General features: G+C 54.3%; 20 protein-coding genes and 1 other annotated feature. Of the genes, 10 read left to right on the top strand and 10 right to left on the bottom strand.

Annotated features, from left to right (window positions below; translation table 11 throughout):
• Positions 1 to 41: 41 nt before the first annotated feature.
• Positions 42 to 1,328, bottom strand: coding sequence for an HlyC/CorC family transporter (locus tag NWV12_RS16810; RefSeq protein ID WP_025759264.1), 1,287 nt, complete (start codon positions 1,326 to 1,328; stop codon positions 42 to 44).
• A gap of 19 nt (positions 1,329 to 1,347) precedes the next feature.
• Complete coding sequence (locus NWV12_RS16805; protein ID WP_014884879.1) at positions 1,348 to 2,139, bottom strand: inner membrane protein YpjD; 792 nt, start codon at positions 2,137 to 2,139, stop codon at positions 1,348 to 1,350.
• 166 nt (positions 2,140 to 2,305) lie between these two features.
• On the opposite strand from NWV12_RS16805, the gene ffh reads away from it, so the two are divergent.
• From ffh to NWV12_RS16770, 7 genes are all read left to right on the top strand, one after another.
• Entirely contained in the window at positions 2,306 to 3,667 is a 1,362-nt protein-coding gene (ffh, locus tag NWV12_RS16800; RefSeq protein WP_014884878.1) for a signal recognition particle protein, read from the top strand.
• Between the two features lie 116 nt (positions 3,668 to 3,783).
• Positions 3,784 to 4,032: a 30S ribosomal protein S16 gene (gene rpsP, locus NWV12_RS16795; protein ID WP_003863133.1), complete on the top strand. Its 249-nt coding sequence runs from the start codon at positions 3,784 to 3,786 to the stop codon at positions 4,030 to 4,032.
• A gap of 15 nt (positions 4,033 to 4,047) precedes the next feature.
• Complete coding sequence (gene rimM / locus NWV12_RS16790; RefSeq protein WP_029741020.1) at positions 4,048 to 4,587, top strand: ribosome maturation factor RimM; 540 nt, start codon at positions 4,048 to 4,050, stop codon at positions 4,585 to 4,587.
• Positions 4,588 to 4,618: 31 nt separating this feature from the next.
• Positions 4,619 to 5,386: a tRNA (guanosine(37)-N1)-methyltransferase TrmD gene (gene trmD, locus NWV12_RS16785; RefSeq protein WP_014832949.1), complete on the top strand. Its 768-nt coding sequence runs from the start codon at positions 4,619 to 4,621 to the stop codon at positions 5,384 to 5,386.
• Positions 5,387 to 5,429: 43 nt separating this feature from the next.
• Positions 5,430 to 5,777, top strand: a complete 348-nt coding sequence (gene rplS / locus NWV12_RS16780; RefSeq protein WP_002914145.1) for a 50S ribosomal protein L19 — start codon at positions 5,430 to 5,432, stop codon at positions 5,775 to 5,777.
• Positions 5,778 to 5,909: 132 nt separating this feature from the next.
• Positions 5,910 to 6,314 (top strand): DUF2946 domain-containing protein, encoded by a 405-nt coding sequence (locus NWV12_RS16775; protein ID WP_048979772.1) that lies wholly within the window; start codon positions 5,910 to 5,912, stop codon positions 6,312 to 6,314.
• Between the two features lie 38 nt (positions 6,315 to 6,352).
• Positions 6,353 to 7,723, top strand: coding sequence for a PepSY domain-containing protein (locus NWV12_RS16770; RefSeq protein ID WP_048979770.1), 1,371 nt, complete (start codon positions 6,353 to 6,355; stop codon positions 7,721 to 7,723).
• A 2-nt stretch (positions 7,724 to 7,725) separates the two neighbouring features.
• On the opposite strand, the gene NWV12_RS16765 is transcribed toward NWV12_RS16770, so the two are convergent.
• From NWV12_RS16765 to NWV12_RS16750, 4 genes are all read right to left on the bottom strand, one after another.
• Complete coding sequence (locus tag NWV12_RS16765; RefSeq protein ID WP_029741023.1) at positions 7,726 to 8,211, bottom strand: OmpA family protein; 486 nt, start codon at positions 8,209 to 8,211, stop codon at positions 7,726 to 7,728.
• 12 nt (positions 8,212 to 8,223) lie between these two features.
• Entirely contained in the window at positions 8,224 to 9,444 is a 1,221-nt protein-coding gene (gene dgcN / locus NWV12_RS16760) for a diguanylate cyclase DgcN (RefSeq protein WP_029741024.1), read from the bottom strand.
• Positions 9,437 to 9,973: a YfiR family protein gene (locus tag NWV12_RS16755; protein ID WP_033146572.1), complete on the bottom strand. Its 537-nt coding sequence runs from the start codon at positions 9,971 to 9,973 to the stop codon at positions 9,437 to 9,439. Before NWV12_RS16755 ends, dgcN begins: the two co-directional genes overlap by 8 nt.
• 152 nt (positions 9,974 to 10,125) lie before the next feature.
• Positions 10,126 to 10,500, bottom strand: coding sequence for a DUF2799 domain-containing protein (locus tag NWV12_RS16750; protein WP_047059300.1), 375 nt, complete (start codon positions 10,498 to 10,500; stop codon positions 10,126 to 10,128).
• Between the two features lie 214 nt (positions 10,501 to 10,714).
• Between NWV12_RS16750 and aroF the strand changes: the two genes are divergently transcribed.
• Genes aroF through NWV12_RS16735 form a run of 3 tightly spaced genes read left to right on the top strand, consistent with a single transcriptional unit; the run spans position 10,715 to position 13,850 of the window.
• Entirely contained in the window at positions 10,715 to 11,785 is a 1,071-nt protein-coding gene (gene aroF, locus NWV12_RS16745) for a 3-deoxy-7-phosphoheptulonate synthase AroF (protein ID WP_033146251.1), read from the top strand.
• A 10-nt stretch (positions 11,786 to 11,795) separates the two neighbouring features.
• Positions 11,796 to 12,917, top strand: a complete 1,122-nt coding sequence (tyrA, locus tag NWV12_RS16740; protein WP_033146250.1) for a bifunctional chorismate mutase/prephenate dehydrogenase — start codon at positions 11,796 to 11,798, stop codon at positions 12,915 to 12,917.
• A 60-nt stretch (positions 12,918 to 12,977) separates the two neighbouring features.
• A complete protein-coding gene (locus tag NWV12_RS16735) occupies positions 12,978 to 13,850 on the top strand; it encodes an SMP-30/gluconolactonase/LRE family protein (RefSeq protein ID WP_048979766.1) in 873 nt (290 codons plus the stop codon).
• On the opposite strand, the gene pheA is transcribed toward NWV12_RS16735, so the two are convergent.
• From pheA to bamD, 4 genes are all read right to left on the bottom strand, one after another.
• A complete protein-coding gene (pheA, locus tag NWV12_RS16730; RefSeq protein ID WP_048979764.1) occupies positions 13,847 to 15,007 on the bottom strand; it encodes a bifunctional chorismate mutase/prephenate dehydratase in 1,161 nt (386 codons plus the stop codon). The two genes, NWV12_RS16735 and pheA, sit on opposite strands and share 4 nt — an antisense overlap.
• 30 nt (positions 15,008 to 15,037) lie before the next feature.
• Positions 15,038 to 15,163: a sequence feature (Phe leader region), on the bottom strand.
• On the bottom strand, positions 15,115 to 15,162 hold the full coding sequence (pheL, locus tag NWV12_RS16725) for a pheA operon leader peptide PheL (protein WP_100249759.1): 48 nt from the start codon (positions 15,160 to 15,162) through the stop codon (positions 15,115 to 15,117). (Overlaps the previous feature by 48 nt.)
• A 110-nt stretch (positions 15,164 to 15,273) precedes the next feature.
• Positions 15,274 to 15,615: a ribosome-associated translation inhibitor RaiA gene (gene raiA / locus NWV12_RS16720; RefSeq protein WP_003863162.1), complete on the bottom strand. Its 342-nt coding sequence runs from the start codon at positions 15,613 to 15,615 to the stop codon at positions 15,274 to 15,276.
• A gap of 268 nt (positions 15,616 to 15,883) precedes the next feature.
• Positions 15,884 to 16,621: an outer membrane protein assembly factor BamD gene (gene bamD, locus NWV12_RS16715; protein WP_023308867.1), complete on the bottom strand. Its 738-nt coding sequence runs from the start codon at positions 16,619 to 16,621 to the stop codon at positions 15,884 to 15,886.
• Between the last annotated feature and the right edge of the window lie 28 nt (positions 16,622 to 16,649).

Here is a 16,649-nt window from a genome sequence, read left to right as displayed (position 1 = left end):
GTAGTGCCGGGTGGCGGTTTCGCCTTACCCGGCCTACAGCCTTACTCAGCGATACTTTCGCGCAGGGGTTTTACGGGCAGGACTTTCACCTGCTTAATCATATTGTCCTGCACGTCCAGGATATCAATATCGTACTGCTCAATGCGCACCCGCGTGCCCGCCGCCGGGATCTCTTCCAGCGCTTCCAGAATCATCCCGTTAATCGTGCGAGCCTCATCTTCCGGCAAATGCCAGTTAAAGGCTTTGTTGAGTTCGCGAATGTTCGCGCTACCGTCAATCAGCACCGAGCCGTCGTTTTGCGGGGTGACCTCTTCCGCGAGGGAAGGTGACATTGACGTAGTAAAGTCCCCGACAATCTCTTCCAGAATATCTTCGACCGTCACCAGCCCCTGAATGTCGCCGTACTCATTGACCACCAGGCCGACTTTTTTCTTGTTGCGCTGGAATTTCACCAGCTGCGTGCTGAGCGGCGTTCCTTCCGGCACGTAGTAAATCTCGTCGGCGGCGCGCAGCATTACCTCTTTGGTGAACTCTTTTTTCTCGGTCATCAGACGGTAGGCTTCGCGCACGCGAAGCATGCTGATGGCGTCATCCAGCGAATCGCGATACAGCACAATGCGCCCGTGCGGGGAGTGCGTCAGCTGGCGGACGATGGCTTTCCAGTCGTCATTAATGTCGATACCGACGATTTCGTTACGCGGCACCATAATGTCGTTGACGCTCACCTTTTCCAGATCCAGCACTGACAGGAGCATGTCCTGATTGCGCCGGGAGATCTGCGAGCGGGATTCATTCACGATGGTGCGCAGCTCCTCTTTGCTGAGCGCGCTGCTGATGGTGACATCGGCTTTGATTCCTACCATCCGCATCAGTACGCGCGTTACCATGTTCAGCAGCCAGACCAGGGGCATCATCAGGATCTGCAGCGGTGCCAGCAGGAAGCTGCTCGGGTAGGCGACTTTCTCCGGGTAAAGCGCGGCGATGGTTTTCGGCAGCACTTCGGCAAACACCAGCACCACGAACGTCAGCACGCCGGTGGCAATCGCCACCCCGGCGTTGCCGTACAGGCGCATCCCAACGATGGTGCCGAGGGCGGAGGCCAGAATGTTGACAAGGTTGTTGCCGATGAGCACCAGGCTTATCAGGCGATCCGGCTTGCGAAGCAGTTTTTCAACGCGACGAGCGGCACGGTTACCCTGTTTAGCACGATGACGTAACCGGTAGCGGTTTAGGGTCATCATGCCGGTTTCCGAGCCGGAGAAATAGGCGGAGATGACCACCATGACGATCAGGATAACGATCAGCGTGGTGGTAGAGATGTGTTCCAGGGGGAACTCCTTTTGTTACTTAGCCAGCAAATTGCTGTATGAAGCGGCTGCCAAAATAGGCAAGGGTGAGAATGCCCGCACCCGCGACGTTGAACCAGACCACGCGACGACCGCGCCAGCCTTCATGATAATGGCCCCATAACAGGACAATATAGACAAACCACGCGATGATGGAGAGCACCGCTTTATCGATATTCTCCACGCTGAACAGGTTCTTCATGTAAAACAGGCCCGTGCAGAGCGTCAGCGTCAGCAGCACAACGCCCACCTGGGTGATGTGGAACATCTTACGCTCAATGACCATCAGCGGCGGCATCTCATGGTTAAACGCCAGCTTTTTGTTTTTCAGCTGATAGTCAATCCAGGCGAGCTGCATGGCGTAAAGCGCGGCAATGATCAGCGTCGCGTAGGCAAAGAGCGACAGGCCGATATGCACCAACATCCCCGGCGTCGCCTCCAGATGCGTAATGAATTCATTAGGCATAAAGGTGGCGAGGGCCAGATTGATCAGCGCGAAGGTATAGACAATCGGCAGCAGCAGCCAGCCGCGATTTTTAGACGCGACGATGGTCATTACCGTGCAGATCATCAGGCTGACCAGCGAGCCGACGTTAAGGACGCTCAGGTTTTGCACGCTGCCGTCGCCGGGAATGATGCGTGATTCCAGCGCAAACGCGTGGCTGATCAGTGCGATCACCGCGGAAAGAATAGCCATGCGCCGCCAGCCGCTGTTTTTTTGCAGCAGTCCGGGAACGATCAGCGCGAGGCTGACTGAGTAGGCAACAAGGGCGATCAGTGCGAAAACAGGCATATAGGCATCGACAGTTGTCTTAATAAGAAAGAGAAGCAGTATAACGTTACGTGACGCCTGCTCCAACCGTTGCATAACAACAAAGGCGCCTTCATGTTATACTCCGGCAAAATTCCGTGTATGTGTCGCCCATGGCGGCCCAACGTTTCTACTCAGGCGAGAGACAATGTTTGATAATTTAACCGATCGTTTGTCGCGCACGCTGCGCAACATCAGCGGCCGCGGACGCCTTACTGAAGAGAACATCAAGGAAACGCTGCGCGAAGTGCGCATGGCGCTGCTGGAAGCAGACGTCGCGTTACCGGTTGTTCGTGATTTTATCAACCGCGTTAAAGAGAAGGCGGTTGGTCATGAAGTTAACAAGAGCCTGACCCCGGGTCAGGAGTTCGTCAAAATCGTTCGTAATGAACTGGTTTCGGCGATGGGCGAAGAGAACCAGGTGCTTAACCTGGCGGCTCAGCCGCCGGCCGTGGTGCTGATGGCGGGCCTGCAGGGTGCGGGTAAAACGACCAGCGTCGGTAAGCTGGGTAAATTCCTGCGTGAAAAGCACAAGAAGAAAGTGCTGGTGGTTTCTGCGGACGTCTATCGCCCGGCGGCGATCAAACAGCTGGAAACTCTGGCCGAACAGGTCGGCGTAGATTTCTTCCCGTCCGACGTGGCGCAGAAGCCTGTCGACATCGTTAACGCGGCGCTGAAAGAAGCGAAGCTGAAATTCTACGACGTGCTGCTGGTGGATACCGCCGGTCGTCTGCACGTTGACGAAGCGATGATGGACGAGATTAAGCAGGTGCATGCCTCTATCAACCCGGTAGAGACCCTGTTCGTTGTCGATGCCATGACCGGTCAGGATGCGGCGAATACCGCGAAAGCGTTTAACGAAGCGCTGCCGCTAACCGGCGTGGTGCTGACCAAAGTGGACGGTGACGCCCGCGGCGGTGCGGCGCTCTCCATTCGTCACATCACCGGTAAGCCGATTAAATTCCTCGGCGTGGGCGAGAAAACTGAAGCGCTCGAGCCGTTCCACCCGGATCGTATTGCCTCCCGTATCCTCGGCATGGGCGACGTGCTGTCGCTGATCGAAGATATCGAGAGCAAAGTTGACCGCGCGCAGGCCGAGAAGCTTGCCAGCAAGCTGAAAAAAGGCGACGGTTTCGATCTCACCGACTTCCTTGAGCAGCTGCGTCAGATGAAAAACATGGGCGGCATGGCCAGCCTGATGGGCAAACTGCCGGGCATGGGCCAGATCCCTGACAACGTGAAAGCGCAGATGGATGACAAGGTGCTGGTGCGTATGGAGGCGATCATCAACTCGATGACCCTCAAAGAGCGCGCTAACCCGGATATCATCAAAGGTTCCCGTAAACGCCGTATCGCAGCCGGTTGCGGCATGCAGGTGCAGGACGTTAACCGTCTTCTTAAACAGTTCGACGACATGCAGCGCATGATGAAGAAAATGAAGAAAGGCGGCATGGCGAAGATGATGCGCGGCATGAAAGGCATGATGCCACCCGGTTTTCCAGGGCGTTAATCGCTTTTGAGATTGCTTTTTGCCCGAAAATGAGTAAAATTTTCGGGCTTTTAATATGACACCCGGGCTCCGTTCCTCGATGGGGCCCGGTTGTTTTATTCACACAAGAGGATGTTATGGTAACTATTCGTTTAGCTCGTCACGGCGCTAAAAAGCGTCCGTTCTACCAGGTTGTTGTGACTGACAGCCGTAATGCACGCAACGGTCGCTTCATCGAGCGCGTTGGTTTCTTCAACCCACTGGCCGCTGGCGCAGAAGAAGAAACTCGTCTGGATCTGGATCGTATCGCTCACTGGGTTGGCCAGGGCGCTACTGTTTCCGATCGCGTTGCTACGCTGATCAAAGCAGCAAACAAAGCAGCTTAATCTGTCACGGTGGTCATGATGAGCAATAAAGCACCTGTTGAACCGATCGTATTGGGAAAAATGGGTTCTTGCTACGGTATCCGTGGTTGGCTCAGAGTGTTTTCCTCCACTGAAGACGCTGATAGCATTTTTGATTACCAGCCCTGGTTTATCCAGAAAGGCGGTAAGTGGGAAGAGGTCGAGCTGGAAAGCTGGCGTCACCACAATCAGGACATCATCATCAAGCTGAAAGGCGTTGACGATCGTGATGCTGCGAATGCGCTGACTAATTGTGAAATTGTCGTGGATTCGTCGCAGTTGCCACAGCTGGAAGAGGGCGACTACTACTGGAAAGACCTTATGGGTTGCCAGGTAGTCACTACCGAAGGCTACAGCCTGGGGAAAGTCATCGATATGATGGAAACCGGGTCAAATGACGTTCTCGTCATTAAGGCAAACCTGAAAGATGCATTTGGCATCAAGGAGCGGTTGGTTCCGTTCCTCGATGGACAGGTTATCAAGAAAGTCGATCTCACTACTCAAACCATTGAAGTAGATTGGGATCCTGGTTTTTAAATTCTCCGGATAAACGGTAAAAGACGGCGCTATGTGGATTGGCATAATTAGCCTGTTTCCTGAAATGTTCCGCGCGATTACCGATTACGGGGTAACTGGCCGGGCAGTAAAGAATGGCCTGCTGAGCATCCAGAGCTGGAGTCCTCGTGACTTTACTCATGACCGGCACCGTACCGTGGACGATCGTCCTTACGGCGGCGGACCGGGGATGCTAATGATGGTGCAACCCTTACGGGACGCCATTCACACAGCAAAAGCCGCGGCAGGTGAAGGCGCAAAGGTGATTTATCTGTCACCTCAGGGACGCAAGCTTGATCAAGCGGGCGTGAGCGAACTGGCGACGAATCAAAAGCTGATTCTGGTCTGTGGGCGCTACGAAGGGATAGATGAGCGCGTAATTCAAACCGAGATTGACGAAGAATGGTCTATCGGCGATTACGTTCTCAGCGGTGGTGAGTTACCCGCAATGACGCTGATTGACTCCGTCGCCCGGTTCATTCCGGGGGTTCTGGGCCATGAAGCTTCGGCAACGGAAGATTCCTTTGCCGATGGGTTGCTGGACTGTCCACACTATACTCGTCCTGAAGTGTTAGAAGGGATGGAAGTACCGGCGGTGTTACTGTCTGGAAACCATGCCGAGATACGTCGCTGGCGTTTGAAGCAGTCGCTGGGCCGAACCTGGCTTAGAAGACCTGAACTTCTGGAAAACCTGGCTCTGACTGAAGAGCAAGCAAAGTTGCTGGCCGAGTTCAAAACAGAACACGCGCACCAGCAGCATGAACATGATGGGAATGCGTAATACGCTCCCGAATATCAGTTTACCCAGGATAAGAGATTAAATTATGAGCAACATTATTAAGCAACTTGAACAAGAGCAGATGAAGCAGGACGTACCTTCCTTCCGTCCAGGTGACACCGTGGAAGTGAAAGTATGGGTTGTTGAAGGTTCCAAAAAACGTCTGCAGGCATTCGAGGGCGTGGTTATCGCTATTCGTAACCGCGGTCTGCACTCTGCATTCACTGTTCGTAAAATTTCCAACGGCGAAGGCGTTGAGCGTGTCTTCCAGACTCACTCTCCGGTAGTTGACAGCATTGCTGTTAAACGTCGTGGTGCTGTACGTAAAGCTAAACTGTACTACCTGCGTGAGCGTACTGGTAAGTCTGCTCGTATTAAAGAGCGTCTGAACTAAGATTCGCTTAAGCGACATCCTGTTAGAAAGGGCTGGCCGAAAGGCTGGCCCTTTTTTTATCCCTGCGCATTTCTCACGTTAACCCTTTTGTCATAAATCATTTACAATGCTTGCCTCTTGAATGGAGGGGACGTGGATAACGTACTGCATCAGCCTGACCGGAAGCGCGCAGCGGCATTGACCGCGCTGTTTGCGATCCTGCTGATCGTGGTTGCGCCGCTTATCTCCGTCTCCTTGCAGAAAGATCCCATGAGCGCGATGCCGGGCATGCATCATGACATGAGCATGATGTCGATGGACGAGCATCAGGGCGATATGCCGCATACGATGCCTGTCGACCATGCGGAAGCGTGCGGCTACTGCGTGCTGTTAGCGCATGTCCCTGGCGTGATGCTGGCGCTGATCGTCCTGCTCAGCGCGGTATTACAGAGGCTTCGCATTAAGCCGCCGCGCCAGGCGGTTAGCCACTGGCACTTTTTCCCCTGGCTTTACCCTGATACCCGCGCGCCGCCGCGGCAGTCTGCTTTTTCCCTTTAAAACTAAATCGATAACTTTTTGCCTTAAAAAGGAAAAGTATGACTACCTGCACTCCGCGCGCGGCATGGGGAAACCTGCTGCGTCGCCTCCATTTCTATGTCGGGCTTTTTGTTGGTCCGTTTATCTTCTTTGCCGCGCTGACCGGTACGCTGTATGTGGCGACCCCGCAGCTGGAGAATGCGCTCTACCGGCACGCGCTCCACACGAATTCCGTAGGCGAGTTGCAGCCGCTGGCGGAGCAAATCGCCGTGGCGGAAAAAAACGTTGGCTCAGATTTGCATTTGCACGCCGTGCGTCCGGGGCTGGCTGAAGGCGAAACCACCCGCGTGATGTTTGCCGATCCGACGCTTGGCCCATCGGAGAACCGGGCTATCTTTATTGATCCAGTAAGCCTGGCGGTGCTGGGAGATATGACGGTATACGGCACCAGCGGGATTTTACCGCTGCGTCAGACCATTGATTATCTGCATACCTCTTTGATGCTGGGCGACGTGGGGCGGCTCTACAGCGAGCTTGCAGCCTCCTGGATGTGGGTTGCCGCGCTGGGCGGTGCTGCCCTGTGGTTTTATACCCGGCCCAAACGGCGAATCAATAATCGCTTCCAGAATCGTCGTCGGATGCACGTGACGCTGGGCTGGAGTCTGCTGGGCGGAATGCTGTTGTTCTCAGCAACCGGCCTGACCTGGTCCCAGTGGGCTGGCGGGAACGTTGATAAGCTGCGGGCAGAGATGAACTGGCTTACCCCGCAGGTGAACACGATGCTTTCCGGTCAACAGAAGATCGTGGATGAGCACGCCGAACACCGAGGCCATCACGGCGGAATGATGATGCCGGAAATGGCGATGGATCTGACGCAGTTTGACGGAGTATTAAGCGCGGCCCGTAACGCGGGAATTGATGCCAACAGGCTGGAGATCCGCCCGGCAAAAACGGCGGATCGCGCCTGGACCGTGACGGAAATCGATCGTAGCTGGCCGACCCAGGTGGACGCCGTTGCGGTTGATCCTTCTACGATGCAGATCCTGGACAGAACCCGATTCGAGGATTTCCCGTTAATGGCAAAACTGACCCGCTGGGGCGTGGATTTCCATATGGGGATCTTATTCGGGCTGGTGAATCAGCTGCTGCTGGTGGCGTTCGGCCTCGCCCTGTGCGTGCTCATCGTCTGGGGTTACCGGATGTGGTGGATGCGTCGTCCTGCACGGTCGGCCGTGGATCCGGTGCAGACGCTTTGCCAGAGCTGGCTGGCGCTGTCAGGATGGGGAAGAGGCGTTACGGTGGTAATCAGCATACTGCTGGGACTCGCCTTGCCGGTCATGGGCGTGAGTCTGACGCTGTTTGTTGTGGTGGACTGGCTGCGCTGGCGAGCGGCAACCAGGGTGACGCTCGCCGAATCATCCGCTAAATAACTCTATGGCGTGCTGATCACCACTGCGACGCGGCGGTTTTCAGCGCGCCCTTGCGGAGTGCTGTTGCTCGCAACCGGGTATTTTTGACCTAACCCCCGCGTGGTGAGATTGCTGCGCGGGATATTTGCCCCCTTCGCCCAGGCATCGGCCACGGCATTGGCGCGTTTTAACGACAGCGCTTCGTTGTAGCTTTCTTCACCGTAGTTATCCGTGTGACCGTCCATTCGCGCGTGGTTCAGGCCGGTTTCCGCCAGGCGAGAGGCCATGGACTGGATCTGCGTTTCACTTTCCGGGCGCAGTCTGGCGTCATTTTTATCAAACAGGATGGTGTCCGACATGCCAAGCGACCAGTCACCGTTCAGTTCGTTAAAACCGTAAGACTTCATCGCCGAAATTTGCTCAGGAGTGAATTTGCCTTCCGGGGGCGACTGACAGCCTGCCAGAACCAGTGAGGCCAGAACTATCGGCGCGAAGTAACGTTTTAACATAGTGTATCCTTTCTAACTTGTTGTTTTCGTACGCTGGTTTTTCACCTGATACATGTTGCGGTCAGCCCTCTCCAGTAATGCTTCCACGGAAGCATTTTCCCACGCCAGAGCAAAGCCAATGCTGAGTGACATCGATGCTTTTTGTCCGTTATGAAGATCAAACGGACGGATAAACTGCTGCGATAGCGCAGCACAAATGTGTTGAACCTCGAGCTCAGAGTGTACGCCGTACAGCACCATGGCGAATTCGTCACCGCCAAGGCGGTAAGCCTGGTGACGTTTGTCGCCAAACTCCATCATCCTGCTGGCGACTTCTATCAGCACGCAGTCGCCTGCCGCGTGTCCCCAGGTGTCGTTAATAAACTTAAAATTATCACCGTCAAGGAAGAGCAGGGCCGAGTTTGTTTTGGCTGAAGGGTCGTTCATTAAGGCTGCAATGCTGTTACGAAACGCCGCGCGGTTGGCAAGACCGGTGAGCGGGTCGTGCATGGCGGTACGCAGCAGCTGGGCGTTTTTCGCCTGAAGCTTCAGTTGCCACTCCTCCATCTCATCCAGAAGGCTGTTGAAGTCCTCACCAAACTGGTGAAACTCTTCGATACGGCCGTCTTTCACCCGGCGGGAGAAGTTGCGATTAGTACGAACGTCATGCACGACGTCAGTGATGTTTTGCAGGGCCGTGACCATCCCATGGTGCAAAGACTGGGTAATAGTGAGCGCGACGACGGTTGCAAAGAGAATGCAGCCGGTCAGAACGGCAAACGACATCCAGATGAAATGGCCGATCAGGCTGTCACGCGCGGTCAGGCGAATTTCGCCGATCGTTGCGCCGTTATGCATGATGGGCTGCGCAACCGGTACGGGGAAAAGCCAGCGGCTGACCAGTGCGCCCAGCGTGTCGTTGTTGTCCTCCGGGTTCCAGGACCAGTAGGCAAACCGCTTTTTATGCGCGTTAATGACCTCGGCCACGGCAAACTGCCCCTGTTTGCCCAGCGCAGCCAGCGTTTCGTTGGCCGCCAGCGAGTCGTTGAACACCAGCGAGGCTTCCAGGCTGTGGCTCATTGTTGCGCCGGTTAATTCGAGATTCTTTTGCGCGTATTGTTTTAACGTCACGACGGAAGCAAAACAGAGCAGCAGCCATATTAACGTCATCGTGATGATGACGCTTATCATGCTGTTTCGCCTCAACGTTCTTTTAAACGTCGGACGTGGCGTTGAAGTGAAATCTTTATCCATGCTGCTTATTCCGTGCAAGCATTAATACATCCGGATTGACTCTTACGCCACTGCGCGTCAATGCATCCAGATTGACGGCGAACCGTACCTGGCCGCGATCGATTATCAGGCAAAAGGCACTGCCAATTACACATTCCGGATTTTGCTCTGAGATTAATAGCAACGCTCTGCCCTGATATTGACTTATTAATTCAAGTTGTTTTGCCGGTGATTCAGACCCGAAATAGATCGCATCGCACGTCGCGGCCAGGGCTTCCTGATCGTTACGTACAATAACGGGAGTATAAGGTAACTCGCTATGCCCCTCATCGCCGCTGAGGGCGTGCGTATAGTGCGAAGTGGCGTAGACGCAGAGTTTGGGCTGACCGGAAAGTGACGGCCATCGCGTATAGCTCACGATGCCTGAGACAATCGAGCGTACCGATTTATCCGTTTCCGTAAGCGTGCCTGCCGCCGCAGGGCCCACCATAAGGAACAGCATTATCACCAGAGTGAGTCGGAAAAAAGAGATCAAGAATAAATTTCTCACCAGAATCCGCCACATCGCTCTGGAAATAGATGTCCTTAAGAGTTGCGGGCAGAATACCATTGTTTATCAGGGCCGTCATTATGTCAGAAATAGCATGAGGCCGACCTAAGCTAAATCCTACTGTTGTTTATTTTCCGGTGGATAAAAATAGATTAATTCAGTCTGCTGGAGCGCATACTTTCATCCATCCCTTGCTGCCATGACGCACGCAGTTTTGCCGCGTTTTCGGCTGTATCGCAACTGGCAGGGAAAGATTTGCCTGCTAATCCCCAGGCGTGAATAAACCCTTCTTCGCAGACTTTCTTCTGACCATCAGCATAGCCGCGAAGATATTCACTACGATCAACGTGTGTGTCGTTAAAGCTATCGGCCAGGGTCTGGTTATCTTTAACCGGCAGGCCATTCATGGCGTCTTCTTTACCTGCATCAAACCAGGATGGGCTGGTCCAGTCTGGCTGGAAGGTGTAAGGATTGATCTGACAGCCCGTTAAAAACAGCGACAACAGCGCGAGAGCAATTGAACGCATAGCCATTCTCCTTTTTTCTTCAGCATAGCCTGGCTAAAGAAAATCTGTCTGTAATTTAAAGTTTACATTTTTATCGGCTGATTTTTGCAATAAATTGGCTTGTGTAAACTAATGTGTACGTATTTTGGATTGAAATGTTTACTTTTTATGGTATCGTGGTTTCACCTCATTGAGGAATACAACTATCGCAAACGAGCTTTACAGGATCGCCATCATGCAAAAAGACGCGCTGAACAACGTACATATCACTGACGAACAGGTGTTAATCACTCCGGATCAACTGAAAGCGGAATTTCCGCTGAGCGTCGCGCAGGAGGCTCAGATCGAGCACTCTCGCCAGACCATTTCTGACATTATCGCCGGCCGCGATCCGCGCCTGCTGGTGGTATGCGGTCCTTGCTCCATTCACGATCCTGAAACCGCCATTGAATATGCTCGTCGATTTAAAGCGTTAGCGGAGGAGGTCAGCGATAGCCTCTATCTGGTGATGCGCGTCTATTTTGAGAAGCCACGTACGACCGTCGGCTGGAAAGGGTTGATTAACGATCCGCACATGGATGGCTCGTTTGATGTGGAAGCAGGCCTGAAGATTGCGCGTCGCCTGCTGGTGGAGCTGGTCAGCATGGGGCTGCCGCTGGCAACCGAAGCGCTGGACCCGAACAGCCCGCAGTACCTGGGCGATCTGTTCAGCTGGTCGGCGATTGGCGCGCGTACCACGGAATCGCAAACCCACCGCGAGATGGCGTCTGGCCTGTCAATGCCGGTTGGCTTTAAAAACGGTACCGATGGCAGCCTGGCGACGGCGATCAACGCCATGCGCGCTGCTGCGATGCCGCACCGTTTCGTCGGTATCAACCAGGCGGGCCAGGTCTGCCTCCTGCAAACGCAGGGTAACCCGGACGGCCATGTGATCCTGCGCGGCGGGAAAGCACCTAACTACAGCCCGGCGGACGTGGCGCAGTGTGAAAAAGAGATGGAGCAGGCGGGACTGCGCCCGGCACTGATGGTAGATTGCAGTCATGGTAATTCAAATAAAGATTACCGTCGCCAGCCTGCGGTTGCGGAATCCGTGGTCGCACAGATCAAAGATGGCAACCGTTCGATTATCGGTCTGATGATTGAGAGCAATATTCATGAAGGCAATCAGTCATCGGAACAACCGCGCAGTGCAATGAAGCACGGCGTCTCCGTGACGGATGCCTGCATCAGCTGGGAAACCACCGATGCGCTGCTGCGTGAGATCCACAAAGATTTGAAAGGCCAGCTGGCGACGCGTCTGGCTTAAGAGGTTAGTTATGGTTGCTGAATTGACCGCACTGCGCGATCAAATTGATGAAGTGGATAAGGCGCTGCTGGACCTGCTGGCGCGCCGCATGGCGCTGGTTGCCGAAGTCGGTGAGGTGAAAAGCAAATACGGCCTGCCAATTTACGTTCCGGAGCGCGAAGCCTCAATGCTGGCTTCTCGTCGCAAAGAGGCCCAGGCGCTGGGCGTTTCGCCGGATTTAATTGAAGATGTTCTGCGTCGCGTGATGCGGGAATCCTATTCCAGCGAAAACGACAAGGGCTTCAAAACCCTCTGTCCGTCCCTGAGGCCGGTGGTGATTGTCGGCGGGGCAGGACAGATGGGGCGTCTGTTTGAAAAAATGCTGACGCTTTCGGGCTATCAGGTGCGCATTCTGGAAAAAGAGGACTGGGCGCATGCTCCGGAACTCATGAAAGATGCCGGGATGGTTATCGTCAGCGTGCCGATCCACGTGACGGAGCAGATCATCGGGAAGCTTCCTGCTTTACCGAAAGATTGTATCCTGGTGGATTTGGCCTCCGTCAAAAATGGTCCGCTGCAGGCGATGCTGGCTGCGCATACGGGCCCGGTGCTGGGTCTGCACCCGATGTTTGGCCCGGACAGCGGCAGCCTGGCTAAGCAGGTGGTGGTTTACTGCGACGGTCGTCAGCCGGAAGCCTATCAGTGGTTCCTGGAACAGATTCAGGTATGGGGCGCGCGACTGCACCGCATCAGCGCGGTCGAGCACGATCAGAACATGGCGTTCATTCAGGCGCTGCGCCACTTTGCGACGTTTGCCTACGGTCTGCATCTGGCGGAAGAGAACGTGCAGCTTGAACAGCTGCTGGCGCTCTCTTCACCTATCTATCGTCTGGAGCTGGCGATGGTCGGGCGTCTGTTTGCTCAGGATCCGCAGCTTTACGCGGACATTATTATGTCCTCCGAGAACAATCTGGCGCTCATCAAGCGCTACTATCAGCGCTTTGGCGAAGCCATTACGCTGCTGGAGCACGGAGACAAGCAGGCGTTTATCGACAGTTTCCGCAAGGTTGAGCACTGGTTTGGCGATTACGCGCAGCGTTTCCAGAGTGAGAGCCGGACGCTGTTGCGCCAGGCAAATGACAGTCGCCAGTAATGCGATGATGTATATACTGAAAGCCAGCAATGCTGGCTTTTTTTATTTTGGGGAACTGTCATGGCCGAACCGCAGCTGCTATTGAATTACACCGGGCATCTGCCTGAGTGCCCGACGTGGAGCGCAGAAGAGCGCGCGCTCTACTGGGCCGATATTCTGGAAGGGGAGATCCACCGCTACCATCTGCCGACGGCAGAACACACCGTACTCTCTTTCCATGAGGAGGTGGGCTGTTTCGCGCTGCGCGAGCAGGGTGGTTTTATCGTTGCGATGCGAACGGGTATCTGGCTGACCGATAAACACGGCCTGCTGCGCCGCAAGGTGTGCGATAACCCCTCTAACCCGCAGCTCGCACGCTTTAACGACGGCGGCACCGATTCTCTGGGACGATTCTACGCGGGCACGTTTTGGGGGCCGGGAGATTACAACGGTGCCCTGCTGATGCGCATCGACAACGACCTGACGCCGAAAGTGATCCAGTGCGATATTCACGGGCACAACGGCTTAGCGTTTAGCCCTGATAATCAATGGATGTTTACTTCAGATACGCCAAACGGCGTTATTTACCGAACGCCGCTTGATGAGAAGGGCGAACCCGGCAGGCGCGAGGTGTTTCGTCAGTTTAAAGAGGGCGAAGGGATACCGGACGGCGCGGCAATGGATGTGGAAGGCTGCTACTGGAGCGCGCTATTTGACGGCTGGCGTATTGCGCGTTTTTCTCCGCAAGGGGAGCAGCTGGAAGAATATCGCATGCCGGTGCGTTGCCCGACGATGGTCTGCTTTGGCGGCGATGACATGAAAACGCTGTTTATTACCACCACGCGGGAAAATATGGATGCGGACGAGGTGGCGAAGTATCCGCTCTCCGGCGCTATCTTCACCCTGCCGGTGAACGTGGCAGGGATGAAGAAAAGCCGGTTTATCGAGCGTTAAGCCGGGTCAACCGGGACGACGTTTTCGCTGGGATAGCAGCCCAGCACCTTCATGGAACGCGTGATCTCGCCCAGTTCGCGCAGGGCCTTCTGCATGGAAGCAGATTCCAGGTTGGCCTGGATATCGAGGTAGAACATCTCTTCCCACGGGTTACCGTGGATTGGGCGTGATTCCAGCCTGGTCATGATCAGGTTGTGGTTACGCAGCACCAGCAGGGCTTCAACCAGCGCCCCGGCCTGTTGGCCGGTCGCCATCAGCAGCGTGGTTTTGGCCGGCACCTGGTCTGACACATTGATTGCCTTGCGTGCCAGCACCACGAAGCGGGTGATATTTTGCGTCTGGTTCGCCAGGTTGCGTTCCAGCACCTGTAAACCATACAGCGCCCCGCCTGCTTCGCTGCCGAGCGCGGCGACGGTTGGGGTGTTAGCCTGCGCCACTTTTTCCATCGCCGCCGAGGTGCTTTCGGTGTACTCAATTTTCCAGCTCGGATAGCGGTTCAGGAACTGGCTGCACTGCTGGAACGGCTGTGGATGACTGTAAACCGTTTCGATCTTGCTCAGGTCGGTTGAGCCAGAGACCAGCACGCAGTGATCGATAGGGATCGTCAGCTCGCCAACCAGCGACAGGCTGGTGTGTTGCAGCAAATCGTAAACGTCGTTGATGGCGCCGGAGCTGGTGTTTTCAATAGGTACGACGGCGTAATCCGCCTGGCCGGTCTCAACCTGATTAAAAATGTCGGCAAACTTCGCGCAGCCGCTCTCAATAAATTCTTCGAAATGGCGTGCGGCATACTGACGTGCGGCCAGGTGAGAATAAGATCCCTTCGGACCGAGGAAGGCGATACGCGCAGAGTGTGGATTGGTTTTGTTCAGATGCTGCTGGAGCAGCGCTTGCTGAGTGAGAACGGAGTCTTCGATGATGAGCTGGAACAACCGGGTAATGTAGTGGGCATCGAGGTGATGCGCTTTGCCGAGCTGAATGAGACGTTCCAGCAGATCGCGCTCGCGGTCGATATCACGGACCGGGCGATGGGAGTCCAGCTTGGCTTTGCCCACTTCAACGGCAAGCGCGCGGCGTTCGGCCAGCAGCGCCAGCAGTTTCTCATCCAGCGCGCTGATTTTTACTCGCAGATCCAGTAACGGGTTTTCCGGTGTCATAGTGTTGCCTGTCTCATTTTATCGTTATCAATAAAAAAGGCCCCCCGGTGTGGGAGGCCTTGTTGTTCGTCTTCGCATTCTTTATCACACGACGAAACGCCTCCCGTTCAGGGGAAGGTAAAAAAGAATGCGAAGAAGAACGGCGTAAGTTTCATAAAGTCATCCTGTGATTGATACCGTTAAAGTACCCGTACTGTTTTCACCCTGTCAATAAAAAACAAAAAACGCGCCCGAAGGCGCGTTGGCGGTACACTCAATTTAAAGGATTACTCTTCTTCAACTTCTTCCGCGAAGCTGGCGTCTTTCACCGATGTTGCGGCGCGACGGGCTTCACCTTTGTGTTGCACTTTATTGAGCTGCCGTTCCAGCTTGTTGATCAAATCGTTAATTGCTGTGTACATATCCTCATGTTTTGCGCTGGCGACCAGATGGCCGTTTGGAGTATTGATAGTTGCGTCAGCGATGAAACCCTGCGGCTCCTTGGACAGGATGATATGTGGATTAATCAAATGAGTTTGCCATTTATCCAGTTTGGCGAGACGGTCTGCGACGTGCTGGCGGATTGCCGGAGTAATTTCCATTTGTTTACTGGTAATGTTCATTGTCATAAATTTTACCTCTTGTCTTTCCGTCTTGGTGATTCCAGCATACCCGACCTAATGTCAAAATGTGTGATTTAGATCACGTTATTTTGTCGGTTTTTGTCAGGGAATCTTTTTTGTGAGGCAGGGCAGGAAGAGGTGAGATTTACCTTGTCGAAGGCAAAAATTGGGGCCATAGTTGAATGGATGTGTTGAGGCTTAAGCGCTTCAGCGACGCGCTAAAATGAATAAAAAAACGGCAGCCTTCGGGCTGCCGTTTTGCATTGAGGCAATATCAGGTATTGCTGCTGTTCGCGGCGATGATTTTCGCCACTTTTTCAGCCTGAGCGGTCATCTGCATCTGACGGTAAGCATTTTCCATCAGCTTCAGGCCGTCGCGCGTTGCCTGAGTATCCGGATAATCACGCAGCATACCTTCTACGCGGTTAACCACGGCAACCCATGCGCCACGACGGGTATAGTATTCCGCTACGGAGTATTCATATTTCGCCAGACGATCTTTCAGGAACACCAGACGTTTGGTCGCGTCGGTCACGTACTGACTGTTCGGATAGCCGCGCACCAGCTTGGAGAAGTCATTGAAGGCATCACGCGCATGCTGCGGGTCACGGTCAGAACGATCCACGCCGAAGAAGCCCTGCAGCGCACTGTCGTCCAGCGCCATGTTGGTGAGGCCGCGCATGTACATCACATAGTCGATGTTAGGATGAGTCGGGTTCAGACGCATGAAACGATCGATAGTTGCCTGAGCCAGCGGCAGGTCGGCATTTTTATAGTATGCGTAGATGAGATCTAACTGTACCTGCTGCGAATATGGACCAAATGGATAGCGATTATCCAACGCTTCCAGTTGCGTTATCGCCTGTTTCCAGTTACCGTCCTGCAACTTTTGTTGTGCAGTCGCATAGATTTCATTCGGCGGATTGTCAGGGACCTGTTCATTTGAACCGGAGCAGCCCACCAAAGCCAGGCTCAACGTGGCCGCTGCCACCAGATATTTCATGCGCGTCATGACGTTTTGACTTTCCTCAAATGTTTGT

The organism is Enterobacter sp. Crenshaw (assembly GCF_024734705.1).
Lineage (GTDB): Bacteria > Pseudomonadota > Gammaproteobacteria > Enterobacterales > Enterobacteriaceae > Enterobacter > Enterobacter asburiae_B.
This window is presented reverse-complemented; position numbering and strand designations above follow the sequence as displayed.

What these genes read in the sequence shown, in the direction of transcription:
- rpsP (WP_003863133.1), top strand. Translation starts at nt 3,784, where the DNA reads ATGGTAACTATTCGTTTAGCTCGTCACGGCGCTAAAAAGCGTCCGTTC.
- pheA (WP_048979764.1), bottom strand. Translation starts at nt 15,007, where the DNA reads ATGACACCGGAAAACCCGTTACTGGATCTGCGAGTAAAAATCAGCGCG.
- NWV12_RS16805 (WP_014884879.1), bottom strand. Translation starts at nt 2,139, where the DNA reads ATGCCTGTTTTCGCACTGATCGCCCTTGTTGCCTACTCAGTCAGCCTC.
- ffh (WP_014884878.1), top strand. Translation starts at nt 2,306, where the DNA reads ATGTTTGATAATTTAACCGATCGTTTGTCGCGCACGCTGCGCAACATC.
- aroF (WP_033146251.1), top strand. Translation starts at nt 10,715, where the DNA reads ATGCAAAAAGACGCGCTGAACAACGTACATATCACTGACGAACAGGTG.
- tyrA (WP_033146250.1), top strand. Translation starts at nt 11,796, where the DNA reads ATGGTTGCTGAATTGACCGCACTGCGCGATCAAATTGATGAAGTGGAT.
- NWV12_RS16770 (WP_048979770.1), top strand. Translation starts at nt 6,353, where the DNA reads ATGACTACCTGCACTCCGCGCGCGGCATGGGGAAACCTGCTGCGTCGC.
- rplS (WP_002914145.1), top strand. Translation starts at nt 5,430, where the DNA reads ATGAGCAACATTATTAAGCAACTTGAACAAGAGCAGATGAAGCAGGAC.
- raiA (WP_003863162.1), bottom strand. Translation starts at nt 15,615, where the DNA reads ATGACAATGAACATTACCAGTAAACAAATGGAAATTACTCCGGCAATC.
- bamD (WP_023308867.1), bottom strand. Translation starts at nt 16,621, where the DNA reads ATGACGCGCATGAAATATCTGGTGGCAGCGGCCACGTTGAGCCTGGCT.
- NWV12_RS16765 (WP_029741023.1), bottom strand. Translation starts at nt 8,211, where the DNA reads ATGTTAAAACGTTACTTCGCGCCGATAGTTCTGGCCTCACTGGTTCTG.
- NWV12_RS16735 (WP_048979766.1), top strand. Translation starts at nt 12,978, where the DNA reads ATGGCCGAACCGCAGCTGCTATTGAATTACACCGGGCATCTGCCTGAG.
- NWV12_RS16750 (WP_047059300.1), bottom strand. Translation starts at nt 10,500, where the DNA reads ATGCGTTCAATTGCTCTCGCGCTGTTGTCGCTGTTTTTAACGGGCTGT.
- dgcN (WP_029741024.1), bottom strand. Translation starts at nt 9,444, where the DNA reads ATGGATAAAGATTTCACTTCAACGCCACGTCCGACGTTTAAAAGAACG.
- rimM (WP_029741020.1), top strand. Translation starts at nt 4,048, where the DNA reads ATGATGAGCAATAAAGCACCTGTTGAACCGATCGTATTGGGAAAAATG.
- trmD (WP_014832949.1), top strand. Translation starts at nt 4,619, where the DNA reads ATGTGGATTGGCATAATTAGCCTGTTTCCTGAAATGTTCCGCGCGATT.